Annotated in this window: 14 protein-coding genes; 8 read left to right on the forward strand and 6 right to left on the reverse strand. The window is 75.1% G+C overall.

The genetic code is table 11. From position 1 onward, the window contains the following. Positions 1-69: 69 nt before the first annotated feature. Genes HCN52_RS16215 through rpmG form a run of 3 tightly spaced genes read right to left on the reverse strand, consistent with a single transcriptional unit; the run spans position 70 to position 1669 of the window. Positions 70-1212 carry a CobW family GTP-binding protein gene (locus HCN52_RS16215; RefSeq protein WP_168089163.1) on the reverse strand — a complete coding sequence of 381 codons (1143 nt, stop codon included), beginning with the start codon at positions 1210-1212 and terminating at the stop codon, positions 70-72. Further along, entirely contained in the window at positions 1212-1475 is a 264-nt protein-coding gene (locus HCN52_RS16220; protein ID WP_168089164.1) for a type B 50S ribosomal protein L31, read from the reverse strand. The genes HCN52_RS16215 and HCN52_RS16220 overlap by 1 nt, the downstream gene beginning before the upstream one ends. A gap of 29 nt (positions 1476-1504) precedes the next feature. Further along, positions 1505-1669, reverse strand: coding sequence for a 50S ribosomal protein L33 (gene rpmG, locus HCN52_RS16225; RefSeq protein ID WP_168089165.1), 165 nt, complete (start codon positions 1667-1669; stop codon positions 1505-1507). 124 nt (positions 1670-1793) lie between these two features. Here rpmG and rpmB point away from each other — a divergent pair, with 124 nt between their 5' ends. The 5 genes from rpmB to HCN52_RS16250 all read left to right on the forward strand — a co-directional run bounded on the left by rpmB (position 1794) and on the right by HCN52_RS16250 (position 4671). Continuing rightward, the gene (gene rpmB / locus HCN52_RS16230) at positions 1794-2030 is read left to right on the forward strand and encodes a 50S ribosomal protein L28 (protein ID WP_168089166.1); all 237 of its coding nucleotides are present in this window, start codon (positions 1794-1796) and stop codon (positions 2028-2030) included. Positions 2031-2097: 67 nt separating this feature from the next. Further along, a complete protein-coding gene (gene rpsN, locus HCN52_RS16235; protein ID WP_168089168.1) occupies positions 2098-2403 on the forward strand; it encodes a 30S ribosomal protein S14 in 306 nt (101 codons plus the stop codon). Next, positions 2400-2675 carry a 30S ribosomal protein S18 gene (gene rpsR, locus HCN52_RS16240; RefSeq protein ID WP_168089170.1) on the forward strand — a complete coding sequence of 92 codons (276 nt, stop codon included), beginning with the start codon at positions 2400-2402 and terminating at the stop codon, positions 2673-2675. Before rpsN ends, rpsR begins: the two co-directional genes overlap by 4 nt. Positions 2676-2821: 146 nt before the next feature. Next, entirely contained in the window at positions 2822-3844 is a 1023-nt protein-coding gene (locus HCN52_RS16245; RefSeq protein WP_168089171.1) for an NUDIX hydrolase, read from the forward strand. Next, positions 3841-4671, forward strand: a complete 831-nt coding sequence (locus tag HCN52_RS16250) for an MBL fold metallo-hydrolase (protein ID WP_168089172.1) — start codon at positions 3841-3843, stop codon at positions 4669-4671. Before HCN52_RS16245 ends, HCN52_RS16250 begins: the two co-directional genes overlap by 4 nt. A gap of 156 nt (positions 4672-4827) precedes the next feature. Here HCN52_RS16250 and HCN52_RS16255 read toward each other — a convergent pair whose 3' ends face one another. Further along, positions 4828-5502: a Crp/Fnr family transcriptional regulator gene (locus HCN52_RS16255; RefSeq protein ID WP_167934426.1), complete on the reverse strand. Its 675-nt coding sequence runs from the start codon at positions 5500-5502 to the stop codon at positions 4828-4830. 621 nt (positions 5503-6123) lie between these two features. Here HCN52_RS16255 and nth point away from each other — a divergent pair. From nth to HCN52_RS16270, 3 genes are all read left to right on the forward strand, one after another. Beyond that, positions 6124-7173 (forward strand): endonuclease III, encoded by a 1050-nt coding sequence (gene nth, locus HCN52_RS16260; protein WP_245175201.1) that lies wholly within the window; start codon positions 6124-6126, stop codon positions 7171-7173. A 110-nt stretch (positions 7174-7283) separates the two neighbouring features. Then, on the forward strand, positions 7284-7940 hold the full coding sequence (locus tag HCN52_RS16265; protein WP_312876730.1) for an NUDIX hydrolase: 657 nt from the start codon (positions 7284-7286) through the stop codon (positions 7938-7940). Between the two features lie 33 nt (positions 7941-7973). Further along, the gene (locus HCN52_RS16270) at positions 7974-9173 is read left to right on the forward strand and encodes a MarP family serine protease (protein WP_168089173.1); all 1200 of its coding nucleotides are present in this window, start codon (positions 7974-7976) and stop codon (positions 9171-9173) included. Positions 9174-9869: 696 nt separating this feature from the next. Here HCN52_RS16270 and HCN52_RS16280 read toward each other — a convergent pair. Further along, complete coding sequence (locus HCN52_RS16280; protein WP_168089175.1) at positions 9870-10805, reverse strand: alpha/beta fold hydrolase; 936 nt, start codon at positions 10803-10805, stop codon at positions 9870-9872. Further along, complete coding sequence (locus HCN52_RS16285) at positions 10802-11236, reverse strand: phage holin family protein (RefSeq protein WP_168089176.1); 435 nt, start codon at positions 11234-11236, stop codon at positions 10802-10804. Before HCN52_RS16285 ends, HCN52_RS16280 begins: the two co-directional genes overlap by 4 nt. Between the last annotated feature and the right edge of the window lie 505 nt (positions 11237-11741).

Here is an 11741-nt window from a genome sequence, read left to right on the forward strand (position 1 = left end):
GCGCGGGCGCCACCCCGGTGTCCGGCGGGCCGCCGGGGCGGGGCTGCGCCCGCGCCCGCGGACGGCCGGTCAGCCCGCCGGTGCGAGAAAGGCGTCGAACTCGGAGCGGTACCCCGCCCAGGCCTCGGGTCCGGCGGCGTACTCGGCGTCGGAGAGCAGGCAGGAGTCCAGCACCCGCGCCACGTCGTCCGAGGGCAGGTCCGGCGCGGTGAAGACCAGGTGCTGGACCCGGTCGCCGTGCTCCGGGTCCCAGTCGAGCGCCGCCGCGGCGCGCCGCTCGGCCGGCACCAGCTCCCAGGCGGCGTCCGGCAGCGCCGCCAGCCAGGGCCCGGTGGACTCCACGCAGAGCGCGCCGCCCGCGCACTCCCAGGAGACCAAAGTGTCGGGCCGGTCGGCGAGCCAGAACCGGCCGCGGCTGCGGACCGCCACGCAGGCCAGGTCCTCCAGCGCCGCGAACAGCCGATCCGGGTGGAACGGGCGCCGGGCGCGCCAGACGGTGGTGGCCACGCCGTGGGCGTGGTCGTCGTGCGGGAGCAGCGCGCAGGCGGGGTGGCGGCGGCCCGCCGCCGCCTCGGCGTCGAACCCGGGTCGCACGGCGGTCGCGAACCCCGGGTCGGTGGTCCGCAGGCGGCGCGCGGTCGGGTGCAGCTGCCGCAGCAGCGCGCGGTCCGCCTCGTCGGCGGCCTCGGGGCCGTCCACGAGGACCAGGACCGAGGGGTACTCCAGCTGCCGCGCGAAGGTGTCGGCGACGGTGCGGCCGTCGCCGGGCGCGGCGGCGAGGCCGCTCTCGTCGAGGCCGTCGCCGTTGGCCAGGCAGGGCAGCACCAGCGCCGGGTCCACCGCGGTGACGACGCCGTCCAGGCTGATCCGCTCGGAGGCGTGCGCGGCCACCACCTCGGCCATCGACTGCGGTTCGACGGAGTCCCACAGCTCGACGACGGCCAGCGGGTGGGTCCCGCAGGCGGCGAGCCGTTCCAGTTCCGGCACCAGGTCGTCGCGGAGCGCGCAGCAGGCGCACTCGTTGACCAGCGGGACCTCGCGGACGGCGGTGGTGCCGTCGCTCTCCCGGAGCGAGCTGACCACGGTGCCGCCCGTCGCCCCGGTGAGGTCGTGGTGGAGGGCGACCGCCCCGGGCACCGCGTGCAGCAGTGCGTCGGTCGTCGCCCTCCGGGCCTCCGGGTGCATCCCGGCGACGATCACCACGCTCAGCATCAGCGGCCACCGCTCCGTCCGTAGCGGCGCTCGAAGCGCTCCACGCGGCCTTCGGTGTCCATGACGCGGGCGTTACCGGTGTAGAAGGGGTGGCTCGCCGAGGAGATCTCGACGTCGACCACGGGGTAGTCGCGACCGTCCTCCCACGCCACGGTCGGCGCGTTCTCGCGTGCGACGAGGGTGGAGCGGGTGAGGAAGGCGGTGCCGGCGGCGCGGTCGCGGAAGACGACCGGACCGTAGGCGGGGTGGATCTGCTGCTGCATGACGGTTCCTCTCGGGGCCGTGGGTGGTCTCAGCGTTCCTCGCGGAACGCCACGTGGCGCCGGACGACGGGGTCGTACTTGCGCAGGGTCATCCGGTCGGGGTCGTTCCTGCGGTTCTTGCGGGTGACGTAGGTGAATCCGGTGCCGGCGGTCGAGCGGAGCTTGACGACCGGGCGGATGTCGGTGTGTGCCATGCCGCTACTATACAGAAACGAGAATCGTTTTCATTAAGCGTTCCGGTGGTCCCGGTTGTTCCCGGCCGGGCCGACCGGACCGGCCGAACCGCCCGGCGCACCGCCGCAGACCCGAGAGGACCGCATGTCCGCCCACTGCCAGCTCACCGGCCGCAGCCCCGGCTTCGGCAACCACATCTCCCACTCCCACCGGCGCACCCCCCGCCGCTTCGACCCCAACATCCAGCGCAAGCGCTACTGGCTGCCCAGCGAGGGCCGCCACATCCGCCTCCGGCTGAGCACCAAGGGCATCCGGACGGTGGACACCATCGGGGTCGAGGCCGCCGTCGCCCGCATCCGGGCCCGCGGCCACCGCGTCTGACCACCCCGTCGCCCAGCCTCAGCCCCGCCCCCGACCAACCGACCACCGGAACCCCTGGAGACCGCCCATGGCCAAGAAGAGCAAGATCGCCAAGAACGAGCAGCGGCGCCGCGTCGTCGCCCGCTACGCCGAGCGCCGCGCCGAACTGCGGGAGATCATCCGCCGCCCGAGCACCCCGGACGCCGAGCGCGCTGCGGCCCAGCGGGAACTGCGCGCCCAGCCGCGCGACGCCGCCGCCGTCCGCGTCCGCAACCGCGACAGCGTGGACGGACGACCCCGCGGCCACCTCCGCGCGTTCGGCCTGTCCCGGGTGACCACCCGGGTGCTCGCCCACGCCGGCCACCTCCCCGGCGTCCGCAAGGCGTCCTGGTGAGCCGCGGTACCGGCGGTACCGGTGGCCGGCGCCGCGGCACCGACCGGGCGCGCCCCAACCCGCTGCACGCCGCCCGCCTCACCTCCATCGACTACAAGGACACCGACCTGCTCCGCCGCTTCGTCTCCGACCGCGGCAAGATCCGCTCCCGCCGGCTGACCGGCCTGACCGTGCGGCAGCAGAAGGAGATGGCCCGCGCGGTGAAGAACGCGCGCGAGATGGCGCTGCTGCCCTACGCCACCCCCACCGCCGCGGCCCGGCGCCACGGCTGAGGCCGACCGCCGCAGCGCCCTGAGTCGGTGAGCGGCGGCGGAAGCGGCGGGCCGCCGGTCGCTGCGGTGCGTCCCCCACCGCGCCGCGGCGACCGGCCGCTCACCGACCGGGACAGCCGACCGCCCGCCCGCGTAGCATCCGCCCCATGGGTGATGCGACGACGCCGACGTCCGGGGCCCCGGCGGGGGGCCAGTGGTTCCCGCCCGAGTGGCCCGAGCGGATCCGGGCACTGGCGCGCGGTGAGATCACCCCGCCCGCGCCCCGGCCCTCCGCGACCGTGCTGCTGCTGCGCGACCCCCCGGAGGCGGTCGACACCGCCGGGAGCGCCACCGCCGGCGGGCCCCAGGTCTTCCTGCTGCGGCGCCGCCTGTCGATGGCGTTCGCCGCCGGCGCCTGCGCCTACCCCGGCGGCGGCGTCGACCCCCGCGACCGGACCCCGCTGACCTGGGCCGGACCCGGCCCCGCCGGGTGGGCCGAGCGGCTCGGGGTCGACACCGCCACCGCCCAGTCCGTCGTCTGCGCGGCGGTCCGCGAGACCTTCGAGGAGGCCGGCGTCCTCCTCGCCGGCAGCACCGCCGCCGACGTCGTCTCCGACACGACCGGCGACGACTGGGAGGCCGACCGCCGCGCCCTGGTCTCCCGCGAGCTGGCGTTCTCCGAGTTCCTGGCACGCCGCTCGCTGGTGGTCCGCGACGACCTCCTCGGCGGTTGGGCCCGCTGGATCACCCCCGAGTTCGAGGCCCGCCGCTACGACACCTGGTTCTTCGTGGCGCTGCTCCCCGCCGGTCAGCAGAGCCGCAACGCCTCCTCCGAGGCCGACCGCGCCGGCTGGACCTCGCCCGCCGACGCCCTCGCCGGCTACCGCGCCGGGGAGCTGCTGATGATGCCGCCGACCGTCGCCACGCTGCGCGCGCTGCTGCCGCACCACCGGGCCGAGGAGGCGCTGCGCGCCGCCGGGGACCGCGACCTCGCCCCGGTGCTCGCCCGGGCCCGGTTGGACGGCGAGCGGGTGGTCCTCAGCTGGCCCGGTCACGACGAGTTCGAGCGCAGTGTCGCCTCCGAGGAGGCACCCCCGGACGTCGACGGCCGCCCTGCCGGTGACCACTCCGTCCCCGCCGCTCCCGCCGCCCCCGCCGCCCCCGCCGCCCCCGGAAAGGACACCGCATGACCGACGCAGCCGCGCCCCCCGGGGAGCCCGAGGCCGCGGTCACCGACGGCCCGGTCACCGAACGCGCCACCTGTCTGCTGGCACCCAACCCGTCCATGATGACGCTGGAGGGCACCAACACCTGGGTGCTCGCCGAGCCCGGCGCCCGCGAGGTCGTCGTCGTCGACCCCGGCCCACTCCACGAGGAGCACCTGGCCCGCGTCGCCGCCACCGCGACCGCCGGGGGACGCACCGTGGCGCTCACCCTCCTCACCCACGGCCATCCCGACCACGCCGAGGGCGCGGAACGGTTCGCCGAGCTCACCGGCTCCGTCGTCCGGGCGCGGGACGCCGCTCTCTGCCGCGGCGCGGAACCGCTCGTCGCGGGGGAGCTGCTGCTGGTGGACGGGCTGCGGCTCTCCGTCGTGCCGGCCGCCGGCCACACCGCCGACTCGGTCGCCCTGCTGCTGCCGGCGGACCGCGCACTGCTCTCCGGCGACACGGTGCTGGGCCGCGGCACCACCGTGGTGGACCACCCCGACGGCGACCTCGGGGACTACCTGGACACGCTGCGGCGGCTGCGCGCCACCGTCATCGACGACGCGGTCCGCGTCGTGCTCCCGGGGCACGGCCCGGTGCTGCGGGACCCGGCCGGCGCCATCGACTTCTACCTGGTGCACCGCGCCAAGCGGCTCGCCCAGGTGGAGTCCGCCGTCGAGGCGGGCCACCGCACCCCGGCCGAGGTGGTCGCGCACGTCTACGCGGACGTCGACCGCGCGCTGTGGCCGGTCGCCGAACGCTCCGTCCGCGCGCAGCTGGAGTACCTCACCGAGCACGGACTCATCTGAGCGGTACGCGGTACGCGGCATGCGCCGTGCGGGTTCGGGCGCCGGGGCGCCTCCGCCGGCCCGGCCGCCTCCGCACGCGCGACGGGGCCCGGCGGGCGCACGCACCCCGCGGGTGCGCGTGTCCGCCGGGCCCCGTCACGGGCGGGCCCTGAGCCGTCAGCGGCTGCGGCGGGCCAGCCGCTCGATGTCCAGCAGGATCACCGCGCGGGCCTCCAGCCGAAGCCAGCCACGGGCCGCGAAGTCCGCCAGTGCCTTGTTGACCGTCTCGCGGGAGGCACCGACCAGCTGGGCCAGCTCCTCCTGCGTGAGGTCGTGCACCACGTGGATGCCCTCCTCGGACTGCACGCCGAACCGGCGGGACAGATCCAGCAGCGCCTTGGCGACACGGCCGGGCACGTCCGAGAAGACGAGGTCGGACATGTTGTCGTTGGCGCGCCGCAGTCGACGGGCGACGGCGCGCAGCAGGGCGCCGGCCACCTCGGGGCGGACGTTCAGCCACGGCTGGAGGTCGCCGTGGCCCAGTCCCAGCAGGCGGACCTCGGTCAGCGCGCTGGCGGTGGCGGTGCGCGGGCCCGGGTCGAAGAGCGAGAGCTCGCCGATCAGCTCCCCGGCGCCGAGGACGGCGAGCATGTTCTCGCGGCCGTCGGCGGAGGTGCGGTGCAGCTTGACCTTGCCGTCGGTGACCACGTAGAGGCGGTCGCCCGGGTCACCCTCGTGGAACAGCGCCTCTCCGCGCGAGAGCGTCGTCTCGGTCATGGAGGCGCGCAGCTCGGCGGCCTGCTCGTCATCGAGCGCCGCGAACAGCGGTGCGCGGCGAAGAACGTCGTCCACGAGGTCTCTCTCCCTCTCGGCTGTGGGCCAGGTGTCGGCCGCTGGGCCCCATCATGCCGGACCGCACTGGGGTGCCGTCCGTCACAAGTCTGACCTACCGGAACCGTTTGCATGCCGTCAGGGGGGCCGATCAGTGCCCGGGAGCGGGCCGGGCGCCCCGCCGCCCGTGCGCCGGTGCGCGCCTGCCCGCGCGCCCAAACGGCCGCCCAGCACCGGCAGAACACGGTGTCCGGGGCCGCCGCGACCACCGACGGGTGACCCCGTTCCGCCCACGGCGAACAGGTGTCCGTGACACGTTCCGGCGGGCGCGGCGCCGGGGTGACCCGCGGTGCCAGCCGCCCCCGCGCCGGGCGCGTCCCGGAGCCGCCCATCACCCGGCGTGACCGGCCGCGCGCCCAGGGTTCGGACCCAGGGCTTCGCGGGCCGGCCCCCGTGGGCCTCGCCTCCCCCGTCGGCTCCGCCTGTCACCGCGGCGACCTGCCGCCGCGACAGCGCCCCGCGCGAGGGTGGTCACCGGCCGCGCCGGACGGTGCCCCGGTGCGCCCCGCGCGCATCGGCGGCCACGCCGGTACCGGCGGCAACCGCCGCGGTGGACGGCCCGTCCGGCGTAGCCTTCCTCGCATGGCTGAGAGCAGGGTGCGAACGGGGACGGCGAAGACGGAGCGGTCGACCACGGGGGAGCGGGCGGCCGACGCGCCGGGGTCGGGCACCGACCGGGGTGCCGATTCGTCCGGCGGCGGAGCGGCGGACCGGAAGAAGCCCGCGAAGAAGGCCGCGAAGAAGCCTGCTGAGAAGTCCGCGACGAAGCCTGTGAAGAAGTCCGCGACGAAGCCTGTGAAGAAGCCCGCGAAGAATGCGGCGAAGAAGTCCGCGCCCGCCGGGGCCGGAAAGCCCGAGAGCCGACTCGCCATGGTCCGCCGGGCCCGCCGCATCAACCGTGAGTTGGCCGAGGTCTACCACTACGCCCACCCCGAGCTGGACTTCGAGAACCCGTTCGAGCTCCTGGTGGCGACCGTGCTGTCGGCGCAGACCACCGACCTGCGCGTCAACCGCACCACCCCCGCCCTCTTCGCCGCCTACCCCACCCCGGAGGCCATGGCGGCGGCGGACCCGGCCGAGCTGGAGGAGCTGATCCGCCCCACCGGCTTCTTCCGCAACAAGGCCAAGTCGCTCCTGGGCCTCTCCGCGAAGATCTGCGACGAGTTCGGCGGCGAGGTGCCGGGCCGCATGGCGGACCTCGTCTCGCTGCCGGGCGTCGGCCGCAAGACGGCGTTCGTCGTGCTCGGCAACGCCTTCGACGTGCCCGGGCTGACGGTCGACACCCACTTCGGCCGGCTGGTCCGCCGGTGGCGGCTGACCGAGCAGACCGATCCGGAGAAGGTCGAGGCGGAGATCGCCGACATCATCCCCAAGAGCGAGTGGACGATGTTCTCCCACCGGGTGATCTTCCACGGCCGACGCGTCTGCCACAGCCGGAAACCCGCCTGCGGCGTCTGCCCGATCGCGGCGCTCTGCCCCTCCTACGGCGAGGGCGAGACCGACCCCGACAAGGCCCGCGGCCTGCTCAAGTACGAGCTGGCCGGCAAGCCCGGCCAGCGGCTCAAGCCCCCCGCCGACTACCCCGGCCCCGCCGCGCGGGCCACCGACGAGCCACAGGCCGGTGACGCGTGAGCCGCCGGGAGCGAGGCGGGCCGCTGCTCGGCCCGCAGGGCGCCGCGGCCGACGGGGCGGCTCACCCCGCTCCTCCCGCGGCACCCCGGGAGGAGGAGAGCCCCGCGCCGGTGCTGAGCGAGGAGGGGATACCAGCCTGGCTGCGCCCCGTCGCCGACGCCGCCCGGACCGTCGCACCCCACCAGCTGAGCCGGTTCCTGCCGCCCGAGCGCGGCGGCCGCCCGGCCGCCGTCCTGGTGCTGTTCGGCGACGGCCCGGAGGGGCCGCAGCTGCTGCTCACCGAGCGCGCCGGGACGCTCCGTCAGCACGCGGGCCAACCCTCCTTCCCCGGGGGGTCGTTGGACCCGGAGGACGGTGACCCGCGCACCGTCGGGCCGCTGCGTGCGGCGCTGCGCGAGGCGGAGGAGGAGACCGGGCTCGATCCCACGGGCGTCCGCCTCTTCGCCGAACTCCCGAGGCTCTACATCCCCTTCAGCGACTTCGTGGTGACACCCGTCCTCGGCTGGTGGCACACGCCCTCGCCGGTCGCGCCGGTCGATCTCGGCGAGACCGCACGGGTGTTCACCGTCCCCCTGAGTGAACTCACCGACCCCGCCCACCGCGGCACCGCGATCCACCCCAGCGGCTACCGCGGCCCCTGCTTCGACGTCCGCTCCGCGCTGGTCTGGGGGTTCACCGCGGGCATCATCGACCGCGTTCTGCACTACGCCGGTTGGGAGATCCCGTGGGATCGGGACCGGCACTACAAGCTCGACGGCGGCGCGTGAGGCACCGCCCCCCGACGTGAGACGGTGGCCGTCATGAACGCAATCGACCTCATCCTGCTGCTGGCCGCCGTCTGGTTCGCGGTCCTCGGCTACCGACAGGGCTTCGTGGTCGGTGTGCTCTCCGTCATCGGGTTCATCGGTGGCGGTCTGATCGGGGTCCGACTCCTCCCGATCGCCTGGGACCACTTCAGCGACGGCCGGCCACCGGGCTCGATCGGTGTGGTCGTCGCGGTGGTCATCGTCATCGTCCTCGCCTCCGTCGGCCAGGCGCTGACCACCCACTTCGGCAACCGGCTGCGCCAGCACATCACCTGGTCGCCGGCGCGCGCCCTCGACGCCACCGGCGGGGCGCTGGTCAACGTGATGGCGATGCTGCTGGTGGCGTGGCTCATCGGCTCCGTGCTGGAGAAGACGACGCTGCCCACGGTCGGGAAGGAGGTCCGCGCCTCCCGGGTGCTGCAGGGCGTCTCGGACGCCCTGCCGGACAACGCCGACACCTGGTTCGACGACTTCAGCCGCACCCTGTCGCAGCAGGGCTTCCCGCAGGTGTTCTCCCCGTTCACCGAGGAGCCCATCACCGACGTGGCCCCGCCCGACCCGGAGCTGGTCGACAGCCCCGCCGTGGCGCAGGCTCGCGAGTCCATCGTGAAGGTGGCCGGCACCGCGCCCAGCTGCGGCAAGATACTGGAGGGCACCGGCTTCGTCTTCGACGACGGAAAGGTGATGACCAACGCCCACGTCGTCGGCGGTGTCAACGAGCCGACCGTGCAGATCGGCGGCGAGGGGCAGCTGTACGACGCCACCGTGGTCCTCTACGACTGGCAGCGGGACGTCGCCGTGCTGGACGTTCCCGACCTCGGCGCCCCCGCGCTGCCGTTCGCCGAGGATGCCGCGGTCAACGACGACGGCGCCATCGTGGCCGGCTTCCCCGAGAGCGGGCCGTTCGACGTCCGCTCCGCCCGCATCCGCGACCGCATCCAGGCCAACGGGCCGGACATCTACCGGCGCGGCACCGTCAACCGCGACGTCTACTCGCTGCGCGCCCTGGTCCGCCAGGGCAACTCCGGCGGTCCGCTGCTCACGCCCAGCGGGGAGGTCTACGGCGTGATCTTCGCCAAGTCGCTCGACGACGACGACACCGGCTACGCGCTCACCTACGACGAGGTGCGCGGCGTGGTCGAGCAGAGCCGCACCGCGGACCGTCCGGTCGACACCGAGAGCTGCGCCATGTGATCCGCCGCGGGCCGGGGCCGCCGCCGGGCCCGCCGCCCCGACGACGACCGACGGCCCGCCGTCGGGCACCACCCCGGGAGGGGAGGACGCCCGTCGGCGGGCCGTCGTGCGGTCGCGCTGTACGGATCGATGCGGTCGGACGGGGTAGGTGTCGGATCAGCCGCGCGGGTGACGCAGCCGGGTGGATACCCAGCGCGCCCTGCGGCGGAGGATGTGTGGGAAACCGATACTCGGATCTCTCGTCGTCAGGCGGCCGGGACCCGCTCGTCGCGCAGCGCTCTGCGCTCTGACGGCGGCTCCGTTGCCGCTCCGTTCGCGTGCCACGTCACGGGAGTCGTGCGTCCAGCCCATAGTGCGTCTCTGCCCCCGCCTTCGGGTGGGTAACCGTCCCCGATGCCAGGAATTGGCCTATGCGTCGGGCACATCCGTGCGAATGTAAACCGTTCGTGATCGGCTGGTTCCGTGAAGTGCTCACGGAGGGTGTGGAGGAGTCGAGAAGGAGCTGCGGCGGCCGGGTGGTGGACCTGCATCCCGCGGTGACCCCGCGCGGTCGCGCGCCTACCCGGGCCGCCTCACTCCACACCGATGCGTTCGGTCCGGCGCGCGCCCCCGCTCTCGCGCCGGTGCCTTTCGCGGTACCGACGCGCTGGGCCCCGCCGCCCGTGGCGACGGGGCCCAGCGCGTCGGTCGAGGTCGTCAGCGGTCCGGCTCGGGGTCCCGCAGCCAGTCGATCAGCTCGGTGGAGAACGCCAACGGGTCCTCCTCCTGCGGGAAGTGCGCCAGCCCGTCGAAGAGGCGCCAACGGTACGGCGCCTCCACGTAGGCGTTGGAACCGGCGGAGCTGCGGGCCCGGATCACCGGGTCCAGGGAGCCGTGCAGGTGCAGCGTCGGTGCGAGCACCGGACGCCGCATCCGCCGGTTGAACTGGATGCCGTCCGGCCGCGCCAGCGACCGCACCAGCCAGCGGTAGGGCTCCACCGAGCAGTGCGCGGTCGAGGGGATCGACATCGCCCGCCGGTACAGCTCCAGGTCCGCCTCCTCGGGGCCGCGGGGCCCCGACCACTCCCGCAGCAGCCGCCCGACCAGCGCCGCGTCGTCGGCCACCAGTCGCCGTTCCGGCACCCACGGGCGCTGCACGCTCCACACGAACGACCCGGCCGCCGTCTGCCGCGGGTCCCGCAGCATCGCCGCCCGCCAGTTGCGCGGGTGCGGCATGGAGGTCACGGCCAGCCGGCGGACCAGCTTCGGGCGCATCACCGCGGCCGTCCAGGCCAGGTAGCCGCCGAGGCCGTGGCCGACCAGGGCGGCGTCCGGCTCACCGAGCGAACGGATCACACCGGTGATGTCCAACGCCATGTTGGCGGGGTCGTAGCCCCGCGGCGTCCGGTCACTCCCGCCCACGCCCCGCAGGTCCATGGCCACCGCCCGGTAGCCTGCCTCGGCCAGCGCGGGAAGCTGGTGCCGCCAGGTCCACCAGAACTGCGGGAAGCCGTGCACCAGCATCACCAGCGGCCCGTCCCCCATCTCGGCGATGTGGAACCGCGCACCGTTGGCCGCGACATCGCGATGGGTCCACGGACCGGGCTGCTCGACAAGACTGGTGCGTGCCTCGGAACGTTCGGGAACGGTCATGCGGGGAGTCTGTCACCTTCGTCCACACCCTCACGCGGGCGCGGCTTGACGTTGGAGAGAACGGCGGCCGACTCCTTGGCGGAGGACCCCAGGTCGGGCTTGGGCATCCGCTGGAACTCGCGCTTCGCCACCAGGCCCGCGACGGCGGCGACGACCAGGTACAGCGCGCCGACGATCAGGAACGCGATCGCCAGTGGCAGGTCCCACCAGTTGCGCAGCCAGAACACCAGCGCGGCGGTCAGCGGGAAGGGCGCCAGCACGAGGAAGACCAGCGCCACCGCGCCGGCGGACCCGCCCTTCTTGCCGCGCTGGACGTCCTCGCGGAGCTTCGCCTTGGCCAGCGCGATCTCGTCGCGCATCAGCTCGGACATCTGCCCCGACGCCTCGGCCACCAGCTTCCCGATGCTGCGGCCCTCGTCGGCTGCGCTCATTGCGTCATCCCTCTCGCTGGGTACGGACCTGCCCGCCGGAAGACCCCGGCGGACTGCCACCGCCGCGCCCCTGCGGGGCCGGCGCGGGGCGCCACCGCCGCACGGCGCGCCCCGAGCGGCCGACCCGGTCGGGGCCGGCGCGGTGCGCCGTTCCGTCGGGAGACGGCCGTGCAGCGACAGTAGCGCCGCCGTGCCGGTGCGTCATCCGGACGCGGCGGCCGTTGCGCCGTCCGCCGCGCGGATCACGCGCCGGAAGCAGCGGCGCTCCGTCATCGTATGCGCCCGCGGGGCTCCGGAGGTGGCCGGGCGCAGGCGCGGGGGCGTCGGCGGCGCCGCCGCCGCCGGGACGACGCCGCCCCGGCGCGTACCCCGCTGACACGGGCTCAACCCGTCGGGCGACGCGGTGTCTCCGCCGGTCGGACGCCGCTCGGACGCCGGTCGGCCGGCGCCCGGGTGCGGGGGCGTGCGGTGGCCGGGCCGCCGGGCCGCCGGGACGACGCGGCGG

The organism is Streptomyces bohaiensis, from assembly GCF_012033785.1.
GTDB lineage: Bacteria > Actinomycetota > Actinomycetes > Streptomycetales > Streptomycetaceae > Streptomyces > Streptomyces bohaiensis.